Genomic DNA, 23,587 nt, shown 5'->3' on the forward strand with positions numbered 1-23,587 from the left:
AGAGCCAATTCAGACATGGATTTCTCCATAGAATCGTGGATTTTAAGCATAAAAAAAACATCCTAAATTGGGATATGGCATTCTCCTGGATAAACCCTTTTCACCAATTGAAGAACTACTTGATGAGAGGGTTTATCCGTAGAGGAATGCTCATTCGCCCGATAGGATGTGTTTCTCTGTTTTAATATAAAGTTTGAATAAGTTCTACATTATGAAGCTTTTGCGGCAATTGCTTTTTCAAGTAATGCTTTGGCATCGTTAGTAGTAAGACCTTGTTTAGGTTGAAGTGATTTTTTATCTGTTCCAGCAAAAATACCTTTGTCAATCAGTTTTGCCATAGGTTTAATTGCATAGGCAGACACAGATTTACCATCTTCGAAACTAGCAATAATCGTAGCAGCGTCTATATCGGTAGCTTGATCTTTTAACAATTTAGCAAGAATGGTTGCAGCTTCTTCACGCGTGATATCCCGATCAGGATAGAAGTTTCCACCATAACCTTGAATAAATCCAGCATGCGTAGCTTCAGCAATCGCATCTGCATATGCAGCATTAGCCGCAACATCCTTGAATGCAGGTGCTGTAGCTACTTCGTTAAGTTTCAACATGTCAACCAGAGCACTTACAAATTCAGCACGAGAAATGACTTCTTTTGTTACAGGTGTTTCTGTTGGCACGGTAGATGCAGCCAGGTTTGTGATACGTCCTTCATTTTTAGCTTCGATGCTACCGCCTTTATACGTGTCTACGATGTATTGGTAGAATACATCCAGATCGATAGGACCTGCCAGGGAGGATTTAGCATCCAGCAGCACTTTATAGTTATCTCCACCTGCAGCCATAAAGTTGTTAACTACAGCCGTATATGTTTTTGCAGGATCAATCGTTGTTCCATCTTCAAGACTGAGACCATTAACACGCTCTGCGACAGGCTTATTGAAATCTGCAGTGTATTTCAAACCAGAGATTTGGAGTGTTTTGGTATTAGGTGTACCGTCAGCATTGGTACCCCATTGCTGCTGCAACAAGGTTTTAACCTGTTCGCCAGTCAGCTCAAGTTTTACTAGAGTATTACCAAACGGTTGGATTTTGGCAAGATCAGCAAAGGTCACATCGCCTTGTGGCAGATCCGCACGAATACCACCTGGATTCATAAATGCAAAGTCAGCAGCACTGGCCTTATCCCCAAAGTCTGCTTCACGCATTGAATCTGCAATGAGGTTGCCTAGAGGGGCCTCGTTATTATAAGCATCTGTACGGGTAACAGAACCATCCGTTGTACCTACTGGCTTCGTCAGCTCAGGATGCTTGTCTAATGATTTTTTAATAATAGCTAAAGATTCAGGGTCTTCTTTTACACCCTCTTGGAACGTCGTTGTAATCGTAGCTGATTTTTCAGTTACATCCCCGGTGGCAGGGTCAATCATCAGCTTGATATCTTCAAAAGCCGTACCATAGGAATAAGCTTGAACGATCAACTTTCCATTCACTTCACCGTTAGCCAAAGCATGGTTGTCACCTGCAACGATAACGTCAACAGGGGAGTCCGCCGGTAAAGCTTTTGCCAGATCAGCTGCTTCTCCAGTGGTTATGCCTTCTTTGGTTGTTGCTGGATCATGTGCCAAAACAATGATCGTTTCTACCCCTTGGTCTTGCAATTCTTTAGCATATTTATTAACAGCTTCCACTTCTTCTTCTGCGCTTAAGAAACGTACGCCAGCTGTCCCAGATGGAGATACTTTGGCAGGTGTGGATTTCGTCACTAGTCCAATAAATCCAATTTTGACTCCGCCCACTTCTTTAATCACATACGGCTTAATCAATGTTTTTCCTGTGGCAGTTTCAATCACGTTTGCATTGACGTAATCAAATTTTGCACCGGCATGCGTTACTTTACCTTCTTTTGGATCGAGGCCACCAAAGATTTGTGCTTTTAATGCTGCAATTCCTTGATCGAACTCATGGTTACCCAGAGATGCTACATCAAAGCCCATCATATTCATCCATTCCATGGTAGGCTCATCACGATCCAAAGATGAGGCTGGAGCAGATGCACCAACAGAGTCCCCATTATGGAAGAGTAGGGAGTGTTCATATTTGGCTTGAGCTTCTTTGAGATAGGTTGCTAGAATTGGAGCCGTTCCTGCCTTCTTATCACCCACGATTGATGTCGTATCTAACTGACCGTGGAAATCATTGATTCCAATCAAGTGTACTTCTACATCGTTACCTGCGGCAGAGACAGAACCTGCTGCGCCCAATAGTTGCGTGAGTAATAGTGCAGCAGTAGCTACACGCAGTGTGCTTTTGCCCAAAACTTTTTTCCAAAACATGAATGAAAAAACCCCTCTCCAATTTTAGATCCTGAGATATTTTACCATAGTTCAATTCATAAAAATCATTAAATATATAAAATGGATGTAAAAAGTTGAGAGATTGATAGAACAACAACATGACATTCAGCCAAAACTTCACTATTGGTACTCTGACACGCAGCTCAATTCTTCTTACGCTATCACCTACTGGGTACGTTCGACATAGTACACTGGCACTGGCTAAAAAAAGACACCCTGCAGGGTGCCTTAGTTTCTTCATATAATATCTCAAAACACTCAGACGACGAGGTATCTATCTTTTACTCCAATTTGCTTTCCTCTTTATAGAGGTAGAGATGTTTCTCGGTCGACTACTATTCTGCTTTGGTTTTATCTATCATGTTCATTAATATAACAACAGCCTCTGCTCTGGTGGTTTTTGCTTTAGGTTTGAAATCGTTGTTACCCATTCCTTCTACAAGACCAAGTTCCTTCAGAGCTTCCACAGAGGTTTTTGCCCAAACAGGAATAGATTTGTCATCTGCAAAAGACGTCGTAGCATTGACTGTAGTAGATACCTTGAGCGCATTCGCAACCATCACTACCATCTCGGCACGTGTGATATTGGCGTTCGGCCGGAACGTGTCGTCTGGATAACCGCTAATAATGCCTTCTTGCACGGCTTGCGAGACTGCCATTTTGGCCCAAGTTCCGATCTCGGTCTTATCTGAGAATACCAGTTCCACTTCTGCTTTTTGTGAACTCAACGCACCCATCAGCATGACTGAGAACTCGGCACGTGTGACGTTCTTCCCCGGATTAAACGTTACATCCGGATAACCGTTGATGATGCCGTTGCTTGAAGCTTGTTTAATTCTTGCTTCAGCCCAGTGTCCCGAGATATCGCCAAAACCAGGTTCCGTTGTGGGTTCAACTGGACTATTCAAGACCGGCTTTCCGCTGGTTTTGTCTACAACAAGGACGGCGAACTTCGTAAAGTGATTGACCTCGACTATGATTTGGTTCCCTTTTATAATACCGACATCCACTTTCTCCCATGCCTTATTCGCTTCATTATAATAAAATACAGCTGCCGAATGATGACTCTCAAGACCTGATGAATCAAATGTAAAGGTCATTTTTACCGGCTTGAGGAAGTTCTCCGGGAAATTCTTCAGAAGCTCAAAAACTGGGCTGGCCAGAATCTCTTTATTTGTTAGCAAAATTTCGGTATTAGACACTTTATCAATCGATAAAGTCAGTTCTTGAGGTGATCCCCCTGCTGGAATTGAGATTTGAATCTCTTTTCCCAAGCTAACCAACCCTGATTTGCCCACCGGAACGGTTATTTTACCCGTTGTTGAAGTGACTGTATTGTCTATTGGAGCCATTGGTGCTGAAGGAGTACTCGGACTTGTTGTTTGTACGGGCTGTACAGTGAAAACTGAATACGGATTGGACTCCGTTATACCCTGTCCTGCATTACCGGCACCATTGGACACTCCATTATTCTGAAGGGTGATAACATTGACCGATTTGTTCACGTTAGCTTGAGGTCTTAACGTTGCTGTCCACGTCACACCCCCATCAGATGATTGAACAGCACTCAGTGTACCACTTGCAACCGTCAGATCTGCATTATCAAAACCCGACACAGCCTCAGAGAATGTGATTGTTACCACTGATGTTTTGCCACGGGTCAGCGTTGTATCGGCTACAACAATCGTTGCCGTTGGTTGGGCGGTATAAACCGTATAATTATTCGAATCCGTCGTACCCGTTCCGGCATTGCCTGCAACATCACTGATGCCTGTATTATCAAGCGTAATGATATTCGTTCCATCCGTGATGCCAACAGTCGGCGTCAATATCGCGGTCCATGTAATGCCTCCATCGGAAGAGCTAGCGGCACTAAGCGTACCGTTTGAAACTGTCAGGTCGTCATTGGTAAGGCCTGTAACCCCTTCGGAAAACGTAAAGGTAACCTGCGATGTCTTCCCTGCAGTCAGTGTCGTATCGGTAACGTCAATCGTTGCTGTAGGTCTGACCGTATCAATGGCGTAGTTATTGGAATCCGTTGTACCCGTACCTGTTATGCCGCCTTGATTCATCACACCCGTATTGTCGAGTGTAATCTTGTTCGTTCCAGCAGTGATGCCGGCGGTAGGGGTCAATTTTGCTGTATACGTAATATTGTCGTTCGTAGCCAGATTGTTAATGGTTCCATTCGTCACCACAAGGTCGGCAAGCGTAAAATCGGTCACTGCTTCAGAGAATGTAAAGGTGACATCAGACGTCTTGCCAATATTCAACGTTGTATCGGCTACGACAATCGTTGCCGTTGGCCGGGCGTTATAGATCTCATAATTATTCGAAGGCGTTGTCCCCGTGCCTGTATTGCCTGCAATATCACTAATGCCCGTATTATCAAGCGTGATGATGTTAGTTGCATCCGTGATACCCAAAGCTGGTGTTAATGTCGCGGTCCATGTAATACCTCCATCGGAGGAACTAAGGTCGCTCACCGTACCGTTCTCAACCAAAAGGTCAGCGACGTCAAAACCTGTCACTGCTTCGGAAAACGTAATAGTAACCAGTGATGTCTCCCCGGCAGTAAGGACCGTACCAGCTATGATAATATTTGCTGTGGGTCTTATTGTATCAATCGCATAATTACTCGAGGTGGTTATACCTACACCTACAGTACGGTCTTGATTCATCACACCTGCGTTGTCGAGAGTAATGACGTTGGTTGCATCTGTAGTGTCGGGTTTAGGTGTAAGAGTTGCGGTCCACGTAGTGCCTCCATCTGAAGATGAAGGTGCAGTCAGTGTAGCGTTTGGAACCGTTAAGTCTCCCGTATCCAACCCTTGTACCGCTTCTGAGAACGTAAAGGTTACCTGTGATGTGTTGCCAATTCTCAGCAGCGTATTATCCATTGTAATTGTTGATGTTGGAGCCGCAGCATACACCTTATCCGATGGTTTTAAGTACAACAACCCTGTAATGAGTGATAATACAAGAACCAAGCTCCCTATCCTTTTGCCAAAATTCATATGACCCTCCTCGTATCTTTCTTCTGGATGAAAAAATCATCTGAAACCCTTCTGAAATACTTCAAATCAATCTAATCATTCATTCGACACATTCTTTCAAATTCCTATATCCACAAATAAAAATAAATCGTTTGCCACAGCCGAACTACTAACTGTAAATCAAGAGTGAGACTAGTTAAAAGTATTCATTTATGCCTTCCACTATGGCCCGGAAAGATTTTAATAGAAAATTATGTATTTTATCTTTTTAGTTGATATAATGGGATAAAAAGTCATATTCGTTTTTGTGATCACATGTACGGGCAATTATAATAGTAAGCTTCCTCGGACCTCAAACCCCTCAACTCTAGTTAACACATATCATTTTCATACTATGTATTCAAGCAACTTATTGTCTATTAAAGGAGGTGACCCCGGAGAGCATTGTGAATCGATTTTCCCTATAACTACCACTGGGGGATGTGTTGATTGCTCTTTCACCACACCTAACCGAATGCTGTGCAGAAATACGCGATAACTGTAAGGGTTTGTAGTTTGTGCATTTAACTTTAACCATTATAAAAACATAGGAGCGTGTCCAATGAACAAACAACTTTTCCCCAGATCATTTCGCATTCTTATGGCTTGCTTGTTGATTCTTGCATTTGCCGTACCAACAACAGCTTCTGCTGGCTATCTTGGTGATAAGCTCACGATCGGCCAAAGCATGGCAAAGGGTGACTATCTCACCTCCCAAGATGGCAGGTTCTCAGCCATTTGGCAGAATGACGGGAACTTTGTTATCTATCAAAACGGTTCTTCTCTTTGGAGTAGCGGTACCAGTAACAGTGGGGCTCTTTCGTTCAATTTTGAATCACAGTACGGAAAACCTGTCATCTATAAATATGGCATGAAATATCAAGACGTTTACCAATATGGTTATCGTTATGGTTTCAACCCGGCTACAGGTAAATTCGAATATTACACCGGTTGGGGATGGGATAAAGTTTTGATGATTGATACTTCTGTACAGGTAGCTGCTTGGTCTCCCAATACCACCTCATGGATTCCAGGTCATCACGGGAGCAGCTTACCGGCTAACACAACAGGTGACACACTGGTCATGCAAAGTGATGGGAATTTAGTTCTCTATAACACAACCTTGACCAATAGCAATTATCCGAACAGTTGGATTCCTGTCTGGGCTTCCAATACGGGCGGGCGTTAAAATTAGATGGAGAGCCGCATGGTGTGCGGCTAGACGAGACGAGCCTAGACATCGTTATCTTCGGACCATCTGGAGGAATCGAATTGGATCCGAAGGCTACCGACAAGGAGTATGAGATAATGAGTGAAGAGTTAAAAACTTGGTTTCACACAAATTATAGTGATTAGTAGTGTCATAAAACTTTTGCAATTGCCCTCCAAGCAAAAAGGATCTGGAAGCTTACTTCCAGATCCTTTTTCCATATTGAGGATTCGAATTCTTTTTTTCACATCAGACCCTAATGAATATTTCAGCGGTAACTAATTCTTATTTCGTTTGTTAACTTCAATTGCAATGAACTCTGGCAAATAATTAGGAGTACAACCCTTGGAAACCATTTCATCTTTATAAAGACCTGTATTCTCACCAAGTTTAATACAACGTGCACGATACTTTTGATCATAAATGCCTATCCAGCCTGCAATGAAATTCATAGCCCACTGCACTTCCGGCTCTTCCTGCGTAATATTAGCTTCAATTGCAGATAGTAAGTCTTCGGTGTTATCAGGCGGTGTTTGTCCAGTCCATCTCAATCGCGCTTGATAATACCAAAAAGCTCGCCTTTGAAGAGCAGAAGGGCTTTTTTCCCATGACTCCATCAATGCAATGGTCTTTTTGTCTTTGGTGAGCTGATTAGCCATTAACCAATCCATTAAGTTATTTCGCTCATCAAAAGTGTGAGTCTGCATATCCTTATCAAAATTATTGAGCAATTCTTGTGAAAGAAGTTTTTTATCCATAATTAAAATAGCTAATAGTCTGGGCAAAAACGCTTCGGTCGACCAAAGTTCCATAGCAAGTTCGTGATCTTTTTTGATGTCCTTCGCGATTTTTCGTAAGTCACCTAGCTTAGTTTTACTATTGATCTGTGATAGAATGTTTTCTGCTTTTGAAGAGCATTTCATTTCTGTACTTTCATTCTTATTCATTTGACACCACAGCTCCTTTATTAAAGCACTGTATTTTCATATATTTACAAATAAATGTGTTAGACTACTAAAAGAAGAATTGCCGATCTATACTAAAGAATGCTACACAACTGGATGCAGGCAGTTATTACGATAAACGTAGTTAGAAAGGAAACCTAATGAATAGTTCCTTGAAGCAACGAATGAAATCATTATTAGTACCCGTGTTTCCCGGTGGAATCATAACCATTCTGATATTTTACCTTGATTACTTCCAATTAGAACTTGTTGAAAAATTTCTACTTTTTGCGGCTTTTGTCATTGTACCTCTTGTGATTTTACTTTTGAACCATGATGAAAAAAATAAACATCAACGAATGATTTATGCTGCTATGAAATGGCTTCAATTTCCCGCTGCGCTTCTGACCCTGGCCTCGGTAATGAGTAATAAGATGTGGGGGTTAGAAAGTACGGAAATCCCAGGGATTCTGTCTCTTGGATGGCTACTGTTCACACTGCTGCTCGGCATCTATGGCTTAACCACGATTGTAATCTCTAAAGGAAAAGCAGCGGAAATAGCGATTGGTGCGGGGCTCGTTTATTTTTTTATCGGGGGCATATGGTTTACCTTATATCAATATCAATTGAACCTGTTCCAAGCTAATCCTTCAACGCATGCGTTAAACTCGCTCCACTTTCATTTCTCATCTGCGATCGTTCCGATTTTTATTGGTGCACTGGGACGCATCATGACGAAGAAAAGCTGGTATCCTTGGGTTGTTGCCATCGATATCATCGGACCCATCTTGATTGCTATTGGTATGATTTTCTCCAAGCCGATTGAATACATTGGTGTCGGTTTGTTCGCCTGCAATATTGTGGTTTACACCGCTTATCTCCTTGCTTACTTGAGGAAAAATGCTTTGGATATTAAGGCAGCCTTCTTCTTAGGCCTTTCTTGTCTAGCCTTTTACACGGTTGTTGTCATTTCCATCTTCTATCCGTTACTGAAAAATATGTACTCCTTAACCATACTTGATTTTATTCCCATTTACGGATCTCTGCATGCGTTTGGTTTTGTTTTATGTGGACTGATTGGTTGGGTGTATATGGTGGACTTCATTAAGGAAAAAAAACTTGGTGAATGTGATCTTTAGGCGTTCAATCGGCTTCATATGAGTAGTTTAGTCAGGTTCGTGCTATAATAGTGATCACATAAATAACATTCATCATTCTGCCGAGATGGCGATGATTAAGGAGATTGAATTTTGACGAACAACCATGATATTGGAGCAGTTAACGAACTACCGGAGAACTTTGAAGAGCTCAAACGAGCGGCTAACCGGACGTCAAGCTGGAGAGACAGACTGAATGCGGTGAACGAATTGGGGAACTGGAATACAGCCCCTACCATTAAGTTGCTTCAGCATGTTTTGAAAAATGATCAAGTGTTCCAGGTGCGTGAAGCCGCATATCACAAGCTGAAGCAGTTGGATGAAGATGTACAAATGCCTGCCAAAAACAAAGGTGAGCTGTTTAAAGGTACTAACAAAATTTTGCTACGGATTAAAAAAAGCCTTCCTGAAGGTCACACATTCGAGCAATTCAAGGAAAAACTGCAAAAGACACGTCTGGATATTTATGATACTTACGAGGGCGACAAAGATGCTGAATTCGACTCCTGGCTCCATGGAATTTGGGAGACACTAGGTAGAAGATAACCGCCGTTCACCGTATAATAACTGAGTACAAAGCCACTTCAAAATAATGGAGTGGCTTCTTTATTTCTTCAGGCTCATCTCCATCAGATATGAGTTATTTTTTTCTAAAAAGTTGCTGCGGTCAAACTGATCTGACAAAAAAACGCCCTGTCTACTGATTCTTAAAGATCAGTAAACAAAGCGCAAAGTTAGAGCCTTTTTGAACAACCTCTATACCTTTTATTCGGGTATATAAGGAAGATCCAGTGTCTTCGGAACGTTGATGACATGCTTTTCTGTATAAGTGCGGATACCTTCCACGCCGTATTCACGGCCAATACCGGATTGCTTAACCCCACCGAAAGGGAACCGAACGTCGAGACCCTGCACAGCAGCTGTATTGATCATTGTCGTTCCAGCTTCGAGTTGACGTGCGACGGAGATGGCATCCTCTTCTTTCCCCCACACAGAACTCGTCAATCCATATATGCTTTCATTGTGTAGATGAATAACCTGCTCTTCATCGTCAAATGGAAGAATCGGAACCGTAGGGCCAAACTGTTCCTCCACTACAATCGGATCATGAACATCGCAACCCAAAACAAGCGTAGGTTGTAGGTAGTAACCTTGTTCAAACAGCTTCTGATCAAGAATTTGACCGAGAGGGATGACCTTAGCTCCGCGCTTTTGCGCATCTTCAACCAAACCAAGCACGACATTTTTCTGCTTCAGGTTATTAACCGGACCTACTGTCGTATTCGAATCAAATGGATCACCAATTCGAATCCAGCGATTAGCCGCCTCTATATATTTTTCTACAAACTCATCATAAATAGAACGGTGTACATACACACGTTTGGCGATCATACAGATCTGGCCTGCAGTCAAGAAATTAGAAATGACAATCCGGCGCATGGCTCGCTCATCATGAACATCAAAGCTTTCCAAGAAGATAGCCGCATCATTACCACCAAGCTCAAGCGTCATATCTTTAATCGTTTCCGAAGCCGCTTTAATAATATGCTTAGCTGTTGCGGTTCCACCTGTAAAGGCGATTTTAGTAACAAGAGGATTACTAGTCAGTTCAACGCCCACATCCGCATCACCATGGACCACATTGATCACACCAGCCGGGAACTCACTCGCAATAATCTCTGCTACCTTCGCTGCCGCCAGTGGCGCATATGGGCTTGGTTTAAGCACAATCGTGTTGCCCGCAAGTAAGGCAGGAGCAATCTTAATGGTAGATAAAGCAATGGGATAGTTCCATGGACTAATCGCTGCCACCACACCAATGGGATCATAGGTTAGAATCGTTTTACCATTCTCATGCTCTTTAATCTCTTCCTGTAGAGCCGATTTGGCTTCATTACAAGCAAACTCCATCCACATTAACGAAACATAAATTTCACCGTGTGCATCATACAGGGGCTTGCCATGCTCTCTAGACAGCAAATGTACAATTTCATTCTCAGCTGCTCTAATCTTCTCGATCGCCTTGCGCATCATCATAATGCGTTCATCAATGGGGGTCTGCTTCCATGTTTTAAAAGCCCCTGCCGCCGCTTCAATCGCTTCAACGGCTTGTTCTTTCGTAGTGACAGGGAAATAACCTACGATCTCAGTTGGGTTTGTCGGATTCTCTTTTGCTACCTGCGAAAGGGATTTTACATTCTGACCATTAATGAACGCTTCAACTATAATTGTCTCTTGGTCTGCTTGGATCGTCATTTTACATCCCCTCCTTTAATTAAATGGATTAATTCCAAACTTCTTCTGCAATTTCCTTCACATAACGAAGTTTACGCCATTGTTGTTCTTCCGTTAAAATATTGCCTTCTTCTGTAGATGAAAAGCCACATTGTGGACTCAAGCAAAGTTGCTCAAGTGGTACATAGGTTGCCGCCTCTGCAATCCGAGCTTTAATTTGTTCTTTATCCTCTAACTCGCCTGTTTTTGATGTGAGTAAACCAAGCACGATTTTCAAATCTTTTCGATTCACATACTTTAATGGCTCGAACCCACCTGAGCGCTCATCATCAAATTCTAAAAATAATCCATCTACGTTTAAGCCTCCAAAGATAACTTCAGAAGCGTACTCGTAACCACCCGTTGAGAAATAATTCGATTTATAGTTACCACGACAAATATGCATCGTCACAACTAAATCCGCAGGTTTATGAGCCAATGTTTCGTTAATCATTCGCTGCATCGTTTTCAACTCTTCTGCCGGTTCCAAACCTTTGGCACGCAGCTTATCGTGACCAGCTTCTGAGAATAGGTCCGCCCAAGCTGTATCATCTAATTGCAAGTATCGACATCCCGCATCATAGAAGGCTTGAATTGCTTTTTGATACGCCGCAATCGTATCCTGAAGGAATTGCTCTCGGTCCGTATAGATATTAGCGTCATTCTCCAATCGATATAGAAGCATGTTAGGACTTGGAATCGTCTGTTTCGCCACAGCGTCACCTGCATGCTTTTTCAAAAACTCAAAATCCTGAACAAAGGGATGACTCGAGAAATCAACTTTACCAACAACACGAATCCCACCCTTGCGCGTTTGCATATTATGGAATTTCGGTCCGTCTATTTGCTCATACAACTCTACGCCATCCAAGCCGCCCAGAAAATCAAAATGCCACCAGCTTCTGCGGAATTCACCATCCGTAACTGCCAATACGCCATTTTCCTTTTGCTTTTCAATAATTCGTATAATCTCTTTATCTTCCACAGCTCTTAATTCCTCATATGTGATGTTGCCTGATTTATATTGTTCACGTGCCTGACTTAAATCTGCAGGACGTAGAAAGCTACCTACATGATCATTACGAAATGGTATCATAACTATTTCTCCTTCTAACTTTTTGGTTCACTGAGTATAGCATGATTGGAAAGATAGTATGTTATATGAAAAAAACATGGCTGGTTATAGCTTTTAACAATAGCTAAAGCCTCAAAAGGCAAAAAACACAACCTCATAGGGTAGTGATGTGGTTTAGCTTTTAGCAATACCAATTTAGCCTAACATCTGCCTTCCTATCTCTGCCATTACATTTATTCCCTATATGTCTCGGCAGTCTCGTGCCCTTGCTGAAAAAAATTGAATTCGTTCTTCAATCTCCTTGAGTTTCAATTCTTCCTGTTTGATTCGACTCACAACTTCACTAACTTACTTCTTCGTCATAACATTCCGCACCCTCTCTTAGAAAATAAAAATAGCCATTTCCGCAAGTGGAAAAGGCTACAAGTTTGAAGGTTTTGTAAGGTTTATAAGTTTACGTTTATAGTTTACAGTCAATTACCTGTTACTGTAAACCCCAGATTTTATTTTTTGCATAACGATGATGCACCTAATAACAATCTGCAAAAAATCATTAATATAAGTCCCCCCCTTAACGCGCTTCACAAAAAAAGCACCTGAATACACAAAAACTGTGTTCAAGTGCTTTATTATATATAATCTAAGTTTTGTAAGTTTGAAGGGAAATTACTCTTTTTGATACATTTAAATTTTTTACACAATCCTTGCTCGCCGTCAGACATAATGCCTAGCGTCCTATTGTGTGACTCAACAAGCGAGTCAATACATTAAATTGGAATTCCCATGCTAATCATTTTCTTTTGTTGGGAATTTAATACCGAATTATCTAAGAAGACATTATTTTGTTTTAGATACTCACATGAGATTTTCCTTAAATTATTTTTTTTATCTATTTTCAAGACATTAAATAAATAGATACTTTTTTGCTCGCCATCATAGCATGCTTCGATGAAACGCTCCGAATTATTACCCATATTCAAAAGCAAATCAAAAACAACCTTAAAATTATTCATGTTAGATTTTGAATTTAACTCAGTGGTAATATCCATTAAATGTGTAAGTGGCGTTTCAAATGATGTGGAAAGTACGAGATATTCATAGTCATCACAACCCAACTGTAATAATTCGTAACCTTTCATCATTATCCCCTCCTTACCGGGTAATCAAATTATTATAACACAGTTTATTTTCAAAATATACGCTATACAGTATAGTATAGGTCAATAATGGAAAATGCGTCTTTTATGAGTCCTTTTGCTTCCCCTAAATTTTCAATTATTCTGGTATCGTCATAATGTATATTTTGATCTGCCCAATGAAATAATTTATGGCGTTGGTTTTGGTAAAAATTATAAGCATCTTCAAGATTTCCTACCTTATGCGTGTTATTTATTTGATTAGAATAATCCTCATCTAATCTATATCTTCCCCTAGTAGGGTCACGTTTAAACATATTGAAGCTACTGTTGGGGCCTAAAGGAATATTATAAGAATACAATGCAATTTTTAAGTGACCTTCAACTGCCCTAAGTGCTGGAAATAAAAGGTGTGAATATTCAAACATATCCCCATGCAGCTGTAAATTATATATCCCTTGATGGAGAACCTTTTTAAACTTATTACCATGTTTATCATATGACAATGGGAAATAGTACTCATATTGTGCTTCAACATCTGACTTTTTTACATCAACTTTATAGTTATCATTAAAGGTCTTTGGTAATTCATCTAAATCAATAAGTTCAGTTATACATACGACTGCCTCGTTATATAATAAAAGTGGTCTACCTTGTATCATTACGGTCTTAGTTTGATAACGATGAATGACCAAGTTTTCATCATATATTCCAGTAAAGCGAAAGCTACCATCTGTATGATTACAATAATCTCTGGTATACTCACTTATCTTTAGTAATTCAATAACAGCTAAAAAATCATCCTCTTCAATGTTTTTCACAACAAACCACTGGTTATTAGAAGTTCCCATTGAACATTCCGGGTCTTCTTTAATAAAATTAGCTAATTCTTCTTTAAATTCATTAGATTTACCACTTGATAAATCAATAGAAGTACCTCCTTTACTTAGAAATTGAAAATCAATATATGTATCGCACTCTCCACTAATATATAGTCGTCTTCTCGTTCCACCAAAAGATTCGAAAGGTGCAAGGGTACAAATCAAACCTTTTACCCTCAAGAACTTATCAATAGAACAATGTATTTTATCTCTATTTAAGTTGAGATTCCTAAACAATATAATTTCCTCCTGATTTACTGACATATAATATCAATTTCTGACTGTCACCGTTTTTAACTTTTATGTTCATAGTTATTTTGAGATCCCAATTTTCCCATTCTAATTGTATTTCCAGATCCTCAATTTCGTTTATTTTATGACCGGTTTCTCTCCAGATGTTCTTTGCAAACTTTCTTAGCTTACCTTCAGTTATTTCTACCCCATTGTAAATAAAAGAAAACTTATTCTTCAGGTTATCGTTCTCTGCCATAATTGAATAAAAAAGTTCTAATTCCTTGGTCTTTTGAGAAATACCCATACTAGATACTACTGAATTGTTATTTATATATTTTTGAATAGCACTTTTAGCCAATACATCCGCTTCTTCATTGTAACGAACACCAGTATGTGCTGCCACTTTCACAAATTCAATTTTGATACCTTGTCTATACTTTTTTATAAATTCAATATATCCCTTAGTACCTTTCTTATTTGCCCTCCAATCCCCACTAGCCCATTTAGCAATACCTTCATAATCATGGTAAATTGTAATATTCTTATGATTATTATTACTAGCCCATTCAATAGCTTTCATAGCACCTGTTAACTCACCCGCTACATTCCATAACTCGATTAAATCAACATCATTTCCTACATCGGACAATTTTTCGATTTTATCTCCGTCAATCATTATACAGCCATAAGAGTATAGGGAATTTTCTTTTGAATAACTTCCATCGACATATGCCCTTAATGTTTTAGTTACATTTACGTCGGCATCTTCTTTTACCGATACCGATTCACCGGCACTAGTTGAAAACCCTAAATATTCGTTAGCTTCCTCAAGCGTTGAAAACCCCTTATATTCAGCATTACTATGTCCTTCAACCTGCTTTTTGCATTCGGTCCAACTATTATAAATGCCTGCTTTCTTCCCGTTTCTCACTGCATAGTATTTTGCAATAATAGATCACCACCATATTTGGACTAAACATATTATATAAGAGAAACTGAATTATATTTGTCAAATATTGTCGAACATTTATTTAAATTTAGCAATTATGTACATAATTAAAAAAAAGTGAACTTACCTTTTCGGAAGTTTATTAGTTTACAATCTATCGATTATGGCGTAAAGACTAGTTTAGTCATAATTCATCCCCTCAACACTACTTTAGTACTATCAATCTATGATAGACTGGATATATGTGGATATGTAATCGAACTGCCTATATTTCCATACATAAACAAAAAAACTGTAATTGACTAATTGAGTTCAAGATAGTTTAGGTGCCGCAGTTTCAAACTCAAAGTTGGCTGTAATCCAAAAGTCTGTAGAGAACAAAATAATTAATGTCGTCATAGCGCTTCAAGATTAACCAAAATACTGAGTACTCGAACTGGAGCTAAGTAAACATGACTACTACGAGTGAACTTAAACAACAGGCAAATAATTTTCGTAAATCGGGCAATTTAATAGATGCGCTTCATATCTATAGAACCTTATGGGGAGAAAGCTCTGACAAATTTGATGGCGCGGGTTTTCTACACTGTCTTAGAAAATTAAAGTTATTTGATGAAGCTTTACCTCTAGCGGATGAACTTTTATTAAAATATAAAGATTTCAATTGGTGTAAAATTGAAATCATTTGGACATATATAGAGGGCAAACTAGAGCAGTTCGGAGAAAAAGAGCCTTTAGATAACGTGTTACAAGTGGCTACTAAAATTTTAAGCTTACAACCTGAGGATATTGCTTTAAGGAAAGTGGTTTTTTCTACATTGAAATTCGCAAAAAAAACAAACAAATGGGATATTATTAATGAATGGGTATCTAAAGTTGACCCCTCATTATTAAGTAAAAATCCAATACTAGAGAATAAGCGAGAAGGTTGGAGCTATTATACACTTTGGTATAACTATAAAATTAATGCACTAATCAAATTAAGTCAGTATTCTCAAGCTATAGAATTAATAAATTTACTTTTACCGGAAATTCCACGTGGGCAACAAAAATTCTTCATTAGACTTGAAGCACTAACCTACTATCTTATTGGAGAATATGATAAAGCAGAAATAATCTATAGCAATTTGTGTAAGCATCCCAAAACCGATTGGTGGCTATTACATGAATATGCAAAAGTACTTAAAAATACAGGTAATTCAACTAATGCATTGTTATTAATGTATCAAGCTGCTGCAAGTAACCCTAGAATTGAATCTATGGTGACACTTTTTCTAGACATAAGTACCCTTTCCAAAGAAAACAACAACCTTGAAAATTCCAGAAATCATTTATATTTAACTCTCTATGTTAGAGAAAAACAGGAATGGAAAATCACAGAAGAATTACTTTCTCAGATAAATGACCTCAATAAGGAAATAGGTAATGATAGTAAGCCCAAGAGCCTATTCGAGGCTTTAAAATTATGTAGAGAGGTATGGAATTCTACTTCTAGTAGCAATTCAATTGTAAATAATACTATTCCTACTAATCCTAAAAAAATAGATCTTATTGGTAATGTACGGATTGGCAAAAATGAAAAGCCTTTTTGTTTTATATATTTACCGAACAGCGAAGCTATTTTTTGTTATAAATCAGAATTACCTTCCAGTATAAAGGAGAATGATACTGTAGTATTTGATAGTATACGCTCGTTTGATAAAAAGAAAAATACTCAGTCATGGAAGGCGATAAATGTTCGATTGCAGAAAATATAAACTAAAAGTAACACCCGTTTGTTAGACGGATGTTGCTTTAAAAAGAAATGTAACAAGATTTATATAACCAAACAGTCCAGCTAATTATTTGGACAATTTTTTCAAATATTTTCATATTATAAGAGGAAGCAACACTATATACCTTTCCATTGTAATACAATTCGAAAAGGTATAGTCATCTCAAACTTTTCCTTTACCATCACTTGTGGTACGGTTCCCCCCGATTTATCTTCACCGCACGATAAATCTGCTCCACCAGCACCAGCCGCATTAACTGATGCGGCAGGGTCATGCGCCCGAAGCTCAAGCGCTGCTTCGCGCGGCGCAACACCTCATCGGAGAGCCCATGGCTTCCTCCGATGACAAACACGACATGGCTCGTCCCATACGTGCCGAGCTTGTCGATCTCCAATGCCAGCTCCTCGGAACTCCAGAGCTGGCCATCCAATGCGAGCGCGACAACATGCGCCTCGCTCTTCACATGCGCGAGGATGCGTTCGCCCTCGCGCTCTTTTACCGCCCGAACCTCAGCTTCGCTCAGTGTATCGGGCGCCTTTTCGTCTGCGACCTCGATCATCTGAAACTTGATGTACGGGGCGAGCCGCTTGGCATATTCCTGAATGCCCAGCGTGAGATACTTTTCCTTCAATTTGCCTACGCCAATAATCTGAATAAACATAACAATCCATTCCTCCTAAATTCTCTTGCAAGATATTCTATAGGTAAGATGCTTCATCGCATCGTTCATTCCAACTGTATTATACCTATACTACACATTTCTCCAAATTCTAACGAATCCCACTCACCTTATTGAGCCCTATTTCGGCTCCTTTAAAATCTAACGAATCTGAAACACGCTATCTCAGTCAAAACGAGCTTTCCCCACCTCTTTCGAGGCCTTTTCAGTAATGTAACGTGTCTACGATTCGTTAGATTTCAACCAGGCGGTGTTTGCCCCAAATAAGACGTCTCCGGTTCGTTATAGCAACTTGGCCAGCCAAGCCTCCATCCCTACCCACGTCGCTGTTACCCAACGTCACTTTTCTCCCATGCTCGGGCTCGGGCTTCGTTTTCTATTACCTACACACCTCGCACCCCTGCTACAACCTAGCTCACTCCCAACTCGGAACTCGGCATCTACCTACCTTAATCTTCTCTTACTCTCGCCTACTCCCCCGTCAGCCCCTACGACCCTCGCCCCAGTTCCACGCTACCTACTAACCACACCAATTCCCCACACAAAGCCAAAAAGAGCGCTCATCACGCTCTCCTTGGCTTCTTGCTGTGATGTTCATACCGGATGGAAAGTCAGCCCGAAGCGCCACCTTAAGTCACGCCTCCGGCCATCTAAGTCCTACAGTACGCTAAACGACGAGAAATTCCGCATGCTGTTCGCACTCGGCGCATTTCGCAGGCGGGTCCCAGTCGGCAAATTCCGTCTCCTTCAGATCAACGATATCTGGAGCGTCCTCATACTCATCGACAAACATGTCAATGGCAATGTCCACGTGTTCTTTGCATACAACGTACATCCGTTAAGCATCCTTTCTGTAACCAGCTATGTTCCCGATTCACAACCGCTTATCCCATTACAGGATAGCCACTTCTCAGTTCTATCACACCTGCCACCGAAAAGAAACCCCCAGCCCTAATTTATCGTGCCCAACCTCCACCAAACCTCTCCATTCGCCGTAAAAGAACACAAAAAGCATTCTTCCCGATACCTCCACGGTACCACGAAAAGAATGCTCCTGTAACAGCAACAATCACTTCACATAGCGAATGAATCCTGCGCCTACACCTGAATTGCGAAAACAGATTTACGTATTCCCCTATTCTGTTCCATTCCATTCTAGGAATAGCCTCTAACCCATACTCTTTTAATTCAATCCTGACTGCGCCTTCGTCAACAGCTTCCCGCCTTGAAAAGCAATAACAGCATTAGCACCGTTGCCGGCTGTGCCTTTATAGTTGTACACCACCATATTCTCCGCTTCACTCAGCGCTTCACCTTCGCCGCCGAGGATCTCGATGACATCTCCCACCGACATGCCAACCTCAAGCTTCTCATACTGGGCAAAGGTAATCAGCACCCCATCGCCTTTCCCCGCCGATCCGTTGTTTCCCGATGTTACAGGCGTTTGGCCACCAGCCTCACCTACCGCAATCACATTTGTACTCAACTCATTCAACTTGGTCTCAAGTGCTGCGATCTTTTGCTCCTGCTCAACGCTCTTGGCTCCCTGCTCCACCAGTTTCTTCTCAAGCCCTGCAATCTTCTCTTGCAGAGCACTCGTATCTACAGATGCTCCTGTCGTAGCTACCTCAGACCCACAGGCGGACAACATAAATAGGGACAGAGCCAAACTCGTTCCCCCAAGCATCTTTTTCTTCAAATGTTTCATCAAAATACCCCTTCCATTCTGAAATAAAATCAGATCGACAAACAGATGTTATTGCATCAGCGACCGTCTCCAACATATTGACATCAGTTTACCACAGCCCTAGTCTTATGTATCTGCTCCTTTGGCTCCGGGTCTAACTGATCATGAGAATATAAAATGGTTGATCTACTCATTTACTGTCGAACGAGCACGTCCACCCATAACAACTAAAAAAGAGTGGTCAGTTAATCTGATCACTCTTCTAGCATTCCCTATTTCAATCCACGCAACATTATGGGCTCGCTCGTTGATCTTCCCTTACTCCGGTTTATCCGTCAGCTTCACTGATACCTTCTCAGCTTTGCCATCCCGGTAGAAGGTCACTTCAATCGTATCCCCAATCTTCTTCTCATCGTACAGATATTTCCGCAGATCCAGCGTGGAGGTAATTTTTTGCCCGTCAAATTCCGTAATGACATCATTCAGCTTCATGCCCGCATCAGATGCCGGACCGGATGCTTCCAACACAACCACACCGCTGTCCACATGAGATGGCAGCTTCAGATCCTTGCGCTGCTCGTCATCCAGTGGGGCATAAGGGTTGCTCAGATCGACCGTGTACACGCCCAGGTATGGACGAGATACTTTGCCGTTCAGTAGCAGAGAATCGACCGTTCTCATCACTTCATTCATCGGAATCGCGAAGCCGAGACCTTCAACGCCCGTATCCGAGATCTTCATCGTGTTAATGCCGACCACTTTACCATTAAGATCGACTAACGCACCGCCGCTATTGCCTTCGTTAATGGCCGCATCCGTCTGGATCACGTTTTGCTCCCAGTCGTATACTCCGTCCTGATTAATTGATACAGGCAGAATACGATCCGTGTAACTGACTATACCGGATGTCAGCGTACCGCCCAGACCAAGTGGGTTCCCGATCGCCAGCACCGTTTGACCGCGCTGAAGTTTGCTGGAATCACCGATCTCCGCGACTGCACCCAGCCCTTTATCTTCTGCGGATAGTACAGCAATGTCACTTACACGGTCTTTACCGACCAGCTTCGCTTTGTGTGTCTCCCCATCTACGGTCACAATCTCCAGATCACTTGCACCCTCCACGACGTGGTGGTTGGTCATGATGTAGGCCTTGCCATCTTCCTTTTTGAAAATGACCCCTGAGCCCAGCGCCGAATCTTCCATCGACAGACTGCTACCCGTTTTATGGTTCACAATGCTCACCACAGAAGGACGAACGTGGGCTGCTGCCTGGATAATCCGATCGTATGGATCAGCTGTCTGTGCACCGCCTCCACCACCATTACCCGTAGCATTAGCCAGCGGTAACGAAGCGGGCTGTGTGATGAAGCTAAACAGCAGGACGGTCACGATGGAGCTGATCACCGAGCTAATCACAGCTACCTTCACAGTGGAACTGATTCCCGTACGCGATCTGCGTGGATTGCTCCAGCGGTCACGTCCACGTGCTCTGCCTCCAGGGCGGATGATCTGAAGTTTGCCTTTCTGTTCAGGTTCGGCGCGTCTTGATACTTTGGTTGAATAAAAATCGTCTCCAAACAATCCCATCGTGATCCTCTCCCCTTCGTTGTCACGCATCAAGACCCTGACTGCCGCCTAAGTTGTCGCATGTTCAACGATGGAGTTCTCACATACACCACTCCGCCAACAGACGAACCTTCCGATCGCTGTTACTCACAAATTTTTTTGATCCCCTCTTCCAAGGTAAAAATTTGTTCCTAAAGGCGAACACTCTGTTTCTTCAGGTTTCTTCTGTCGTCTTCGTTACGTGAAGACTCCAACGGTTTCCCATGCTTTTTTGCATTTTTATAAAATGGTCTTGCATATCGCCGCATCCCCGCATCAAATCAAGATACAGCGTCTATGTACAACAGAACGGACACGCCATTCTGTCAGTGACTCTATCAATCATGCTCTCGCATTCTATGACATGCCATTTCACACGCAAAACAGCCAAAATCACAATGCTCCTCATATACTAAACACGTCAAATCACAAAAAGTTGCATATTTACGAAAATTAAAGCAAATTTCCGCTATAACGCGCTTAACAATAAAGGTCCATAGTATCTATCACCACAAAATCCGGTCCGCTAAGCGCCATTTTTGCAAATTTGAAGAACTTTTTCACCCCTGCATAGTCACAGGTTCAGCATACACGTCTCATCACACAAATGTTAGCGGCAAAAAGAGGAATGTTTTCCATCAAGCCTGACTACAATAATAGTAAAAGACAATTCGAAGCTTCATAGAGGAGGATATATATGGATCGCTCGCGTACACTCACAGCCATGGATGAAGTTCATATGGCGGCCAAGCTGGCCGATCTCAAGGAAGAACACTATCGCAACACCCTTGCACTCAGTACCATCATTGAACTGCTTATCGATAAAGGCATCCTAACCCGCGAGGAAGTCGAGCGCAAAGCCGCCGAACTGGACAGCTTTATGGCTCACCCACCCTATCCCATGGCGTAGGACGGTCGTAATACGTATCACAGAGTTTGAACTCATGATCCCGATAAAAGCATCCACGGCTCTCCATTGCGTCGCGCACCGACATTTTCGCCAAGTCCATCATATTATGATCTCGGCTAAGATGTGCCAGATACGTGCGCTTGATGCGTCCGTTCATCAGTTCACTAAGCGCTGCCCCTGCCGCTTCGTTCGACAAATGCCCAATGTCGCTCAAAATCCGGCGCTTGGTGTTCCATGGATAACGCCCCATACGCAACAATTCGACATCATGATTCGCCTCCAGCACCAGCACGTCAGAATCGGAAATCGCTTCGCGAACCTTGTCGCTCATGTACCCGAGATCCGTTGCAACAGATAGCTTCTCCGTGCCATCATCGAATGTGTACCCTACCGGCTCAGCTGCATCATGTGAGATCCCGAAGGATTCCACGCGCAGTGACCCAAAATCATGCTTTTCACCCGTCTCAAATACCCTCCGGTTTTCCTCTGGAATCGCCCCAACCGACTTCTCCAGTGCCGCCCACGTATTGAGATTCGCGTAGATTGGTAAATTATATTTCCGAGACATCGCGCCTAGTCCTTTAATGTGATCGGAATGTTCATGTGTAACCAGAATCCCGTCCAATTCTGCCCCAGAAATCTCCCTTTCCTGAAACAGTGCATCCAATCGCTTCGCACTAAGACCCGCGTCAATCATGAGAGAGGTGCCCCCATGCTGTATGACTGTGGCATTACCTGTCGAACCGCTGGATAACACGGTAAAATATATCCCCATAACGCATTACTCCCCTGGTTTGTCTGTCTTGGGACTGAATACATCCCCACTGATGCCCTGCACGTACAACACTTCGCCACTTTCCAGCACGAACCGCCATGCCGGCATCGCTACCTGTATATCTGAATTGAACAACTGGCCGTAATAGCCTAGCTGAATATCTTTGACAATTGCATCATTTGGCAAAAAGTTCTCGATCAGCGTTCCCAGCGCCTTCGACGCCGGAAGCACCTGCTGATCGCTCTCCTCTGCGGTTGTAATCCGCACTGGAGTTTGACGGTAACCCGTTATTTTCTGGTCGCTGTAGAATAGCTCCAGACTCACATTGAAGAGCGGCCATTTGCCATCCACCAGTGGGTGAAGCACAAAAGCCCCATCCTCGGCCATCAGCTGATCCAGCCGGTATGTCCCAATCTGTGGAATCTCACGCTGCAATGCATCTTCCAGTTCACTCTGCGAGAAGATCAACTTGCTATCTACAGGCTGTTCCAGTTCCATATCCACGCCAGCCTTGTCCTCTTCAATGAACTCATAGGACAACTTTGGCAGCTTCGGCGTTTCATTCGGAATCGGAGCCAGCACCTGGATGCCCTTCTCCTCCATAGCCTGCTGTGTATTATCTGCCAGTGAGGTGAAGTCCAGATTGGCTCCGGCCGTCTCTCGCGCATCCATCCAGATCTGGTATCCCAGCACCAGATTGAGCAGCAAAAAGGCATAGATCAACACATTTTTCGCCCGTCCCCAATCCAAAACATTCCCCCCTAACTTAGCTGGCTAAAATACTTTCAAACACTCTTGGGAAATTGATCTCTATCCACGTTAGCGCTGCTCGCTAACGAACTCCACGCGCCTTATATGCTCCATTTTCCGCAAGTTTGTAATCTAACGAATCTGAGAGAAGTTATTT

The 23,587-nt window shown here is 42.1% G+C and carries 19 protein-coding genes; 5 read left to right on the forward strand and 14 right to left on the reverse strand.

The window, feature by feature from the left end; all coding sequences use genetic code 11:
• Positions 1-209 precede the first annotated feature (209 nt).
• Positions 210-2,333, reverse strand: coding sequence for a 5'-nucleotidase C-terminal domain-containing protein (locus MKY66_RS29825; RefSeq protein ID WP_076216671.1), 2,124 nt, complete (start codon positions 2,331-2,333; stop codon positions 210-212).
• A gap of 356 nt (positions 2,334-2,689) precedes the next feature.
• Positions 2,690-5,371 (reverse strand): Ig-like domain-containing protein, encoded by a 2,682-nt coding sequence (locus MKY66_RS29830; RefSeq protein WP_076216670.1) that lies wholly within the window; start codon positions 5,369-5,371, stop codon positions 2,690-2,692.
• A gap of 580 nt (positions 5,372-5,951) precedes the next feature.
• On the opposite strand from MKY66_RS29830, the gene MKY66_RS29835 reads away from it, so the two are divergent.
• Complete coding sequence (locus MKY66_RS29835) at positions 5,952-6,578, forward strand: hypothetical protein (protein WP_076216669.1); 627 nt, start codon at positions 5,952-5,954, stop codon at positions 6,576-6,578.
• Positions 6,579-6,877: 299 nt separating this feature from the next.
• Here the strand turns inward: MKY66_RS29835 and MKY66_RS29840 are convergent, their stop codons facing one another.
• Positions 6,878-7,546: a DNA alkylation repair protein gene (locus tag MKY66_RS29840; RefSeq protein ID WP_076216668.1), complete on the reverse strand. Its 669-nt coding sequence runs from the start codon at positions 7,544-7,546 to the stop codon at positions 6,878-6,880.
• Positions 7,547-7,728: 182 nt separating this feature from the next.
• Here MKY66_RS29840 and MKY66_RS29845 point away from each other — a divergent pair, with 182 nt between their 5' ends.
• Positions 7,729-8,682, forward strand: coding sequence for a YndJ family transporter (locus tag MKY66_RS29845; RefSeq protein WP_256704363.1), 954 nt, complete (start codon positions 7,729-7,731; stop codon positions 8,680-8,682).
• A gap of 111 nt (positions 8,683-8,793) precedes the next feature.
• A complete protein-coding gene (locus tag MKY66_RS29850) occupies positions 8,794-9,246 on the forward strand; it encodes a HEAT repeat domain-containing protein (RefSeq protein ID WP_076216666.1) in 453 nt (150 codons plus the stop codon).
• A gap of 219 nt (positions 9,247-9,465) precedes the next feature.
• On the opposite strand, the gene MKY66_RS29855 is transcribed toward MKY66_RS29850, so the two are convergent.
• From MKY66_RS29855 to MKY66_RS29875, 5 genes are all read right to left on the reverse strand, one after another.
• Positions 9,466-10,956 carry an aldehyde dehydrogenase family protein gene (locus tag MKY66_RS29855; RefSeq protein ID WP_076216665.1) on the reverse strand — a complete coding sequence of 497 codons (1,491 nt, stop codon included), beginning with the start codon at positions 10,954-10,956 and terminating at the stop codon, positions 9,466-9,468.
• A 28-nt stretch (positions 10,957-10,984) separates the two neighbouring features.
• Positions 10,985-12,070: a 5-methyltetrahydropteroyltriglutamate--homocysteine S-methyltransferase gene (locus tag MKY66_RS29860; RefSeq protein ID WP_076216664.1), complete on the reverse strand. Its 1,086-nt coding sequence runs from the start codon at positions 12,068-12,070 to the stop codon at positions 10,985-10,987.
• Positions 12,071-12,816: 746 nt separating this feature from the next.
• Positions 12,817-13,191 (reverse strand): type II toxin-antitoxin system RnlB family antitoxin, encoded by a 375-nt coding sequence (locus MKY66_RS29865; protein WP_081595079.1) that lies wholly within the window; start codon positions 13,189-13,191, stop codon positions 12,817-12,819.
• Between the two features lie 59 nt (positions 13,192-13,250).
• The gene (locus tag MKY66_RS29870; protein ID WP_076216663.1) at positions 13,251-14,303 is read right to left on the reverse strand and encodes a type II toxin-antitoxin system RnlA family toxin; all 1,053 of its coding nucleotides are present in this window, start codon (positions 14,301-14,303) and stop codon (positions 13,251-13,253) included.
• The gene (locus tag MKY66_RS29875) at positions 14,296-15,231 is read right to left on the reverse strand and encodes a ribonuclease H family protein (RefSeq protein WP_076216662.1); all 936 of its coding nucleotides are present in this window, start codon (positions 15,229-15,231) and stop codon (positions 14,296-14,298) included. Before MKY66_RS29875 ends, MKY66_RS29870 begins: the two co-directional genes overlap by 8 nt.
• 470 nt (positions 15,232-15,701) lie before the next feature.
• On the opposite strand from MKY66_RS29875, the gene MKY66_RS29880 reads away from it, so the two are divergent.
• Positions 15,702-17,006 carry a hypothetical protein gene (locus MKY66_RS29880; RefSeq protein ID WP_017691464.1) on the forward strand — a complete coding sequence of 435 codons (1,305 nt, stop codon included), beginning with the start codon at positions 15,702-15,704 and terminating at the stop codon, positions 17,004-17,006.
• Positions 17,007-17,205: 199 nt separating this feature from the next.
• Here the strand turns inward: MKY66_RS29880 and rlmH are convergent, their stop codons facing one another.
• The 4 genes from rlmH to MKY66_RS29900 form a co-directional block, all read right to left on the reverse strand.
• Positions 17,206-17,685 (reverse strand): 23S rRNA (pseudouridine(1915)-N(3))-methyltransferase RlmH, encoded by a 480-nt coding sequence (gene rlmH / locus MKY66_RS29885; protein ID WP_017691463.1) that lies wholly within the window; start codon positions 17,683-17,685, stop codon positions 17,206-17,208.
• A gap of 685 nt (positions 17,686-18,370) precedes the next feature.
• Positions 18,371-18,538 carry a CxxH/CxxC protein gene (locus tag MKY66_RS29890; protein WP_017691462.1) on the reverse strand — a complete coding sequence of 56 codons (168 nt, stop codon included), beginning with the start codon at positions 18,536-18,538 and terminating at the stop codon, positions 18,371-18,373.
• Positions 18,539-18,886: 348 nt separating this feature from the next.
• Complete coding sequence (locus MKY66_RS29895; RefSeq protein ID WP_256704362.1) at positions 18,887-19,411, reverse strand: hypothetical protein; 525 nt, start codon at positions 19,409-19,411, stop codon at positions 18,887-18,889.
• Positions 19,412-19,708: 297 nt separating this feature from the next.
• On the reverse strand, positions 19,709-20,977 hold the full coding sequence (locus tag MKY66_RS29900; RefSeq protein ID WP_076216661.1) for a trypsin-like peptidase domain-containing protein: 1,269 nt from the start codon (positions 20,975-20,977) through the stop codon (positions 19,709-19,711).
• 715 nt (positions 20,978-21,692) lie between these two features.
• Between MKY66_RS29900 and MKY66_RS29905 the strand changes: the two genes are divergently transcribed.
• Complete coding sequence (locus MKY66_RS29905; RefSeq protein ID WP_076216660.1) at positions 21,693-21,905, forward strand: hypothetical protein; 213 nt, start codon at positions 21,693-21,695, stop codon at positions 21,903-21,905.
• Here MKY66_RS29905 and MKY66_RS29910 read toward each other — a convergent pair.
• Together MKY66_RS29910 and yycI are read right to left on the reverse strand one after the other, a co-directional pair.
• Positions 21,874-22,680, reverse strand: a complete 807-nt coding sequence (locus tag MKY66_RS29910) for an MBL fold metallo-hydrolase (protein WP_036611902.1) — start codon at positions 22,678-22,680, stop codon at positions 21,874-21,876. The two genes, MKY66_RS29905 and MKY66_RS29910, sit on opposite strands and share 32 nt — an antisense overlap.
• A 6-nt stretch (positions 22,681-22,686) precedes the next feature.
• Positions 22,687-23,430 (reverse strand): two-component system regulatory protein YycI, encoded by a 744-nt coding sequence (gene yycI / locus MKY66_RS29915; protein WP_017691456.1) that lies wholly within the window; start codon positions 23,428-23,430, stop codon positions 22,687-22,689.
• Positions 23,431-23,587: the final 157 nt, after the last annotated feature.

This window comes from Paenibacillus sp. FSL R5-0766, assembly GCF_037971845.1.
Lineage (GTDB): Bacteria > Bacillota > Bacilli > Paenibacillales > Paenibacillaceae > Paenibacillus.

Bases quoted from the DNA above. Each gene is read 5' to 3' on its own strand.
- MKY66_RS29830 (WP_076216670.1), bottom strand. From the start codon at position 5,371: ATGAATTTTGGCAAAAGGATAGGGAGCTTGGTTCTTGTATTATCACTC.
- MKY66_RS29865 (WP_081595079.1), bottom strand. From the start codon at position 13,191: ATGATGAAAGGTTACGAATTATTACAGTTGGGTTGTGATGACTATGAA.
- MKY66_RS29880 (WP_017691464.1), top strand. From the start codon at position 15,702: ATGACTACTACGAGTGAACTTAAACAACAGGCAAATAATTTTCGTAAA.
- rlmH (WP_017691463.1), bottom strand. From the start codon at position 17,685: ATGTTTATTCAGATTATTGGCGTAGGCAAATTGAAGGAAAAGTATCTC.
- MKY66_RS29845 (WP_256704363.1), top strand. From the start codon at position 7,729: ATGAAATCATTATTAGTACCCGTGTTTCCCGGTGGAATCATAACCATT.
- MKY66_RS29855 (WP_076216665.1), bottom strand. From the start codon at position 10,956: ATGACGATCCAAGCAGACCAAGAGACAATTATAGTTGAAGCGTTCATT.
- MKY66_RS29835 (WP_076216669.1), top strand. From the start codon at position 5,952: ATGAACAAACAACTTTTCCCCAGATCATTTCGCATTCTTATGGCTTGC.
- MKY66_RS29840 (WP_076216668.1), bottom strand. From the start codon at position 7,546: ATGAATAAGAATGAAAGTACAGAAATGAAATGCTCTTCAAAAGCAGAA.
- MKY66_RS29825 (WP_076216671.1), bottom strand. From the start codon at position 2,333: ATGTTTTGGAAAAAAGTTTTGGGCAAAAGCACACTGCGTGTAGCTACT.
- MKY66_RS29860 (WP_076216664.1), bottom strand. From the start codon at position 12,070: ATGATACCATTTCGTAATGATCATGTAGGTAGCTTTCTACGTCCTGCA.
- MKY66_RS29890 (WP_017691462.1), bottom strand. From the start codon at position 18,538: ATGTACGTTGTATGCAAAGAACACGTGGACATTGCCATTGACATGTTT.
- MKY66_RS29895 (WP_256704362.1), bottom strand. From the start codon at position 19,411: ATGAAACATTTGAAGAAAAAGATGCTTGGGGGAACGAGTTTGGCTCTG.
- MKY66_RS29910 (WP_036611902.1), bottom strand. From the start codon at position 22,680: ATGGGGATATATTTTACCGTGTTATCCAGCGGTTCGACAGGTAATGCC.
- MKY66_RS29900 (WP_076216661.1), bottom strand. From the start codon at position 20,977: ATGGGATTGTTTGGAGACGATTTTTATTCAACCAAAGTATCAAGACGC.
- MKY66_RS29905 (WP_076216660.1), top strand. From the start codon at position 21,693: ATGGATCGCTCGCGTACACTCACAGCCATGGATGAAGTTCATATGGCG.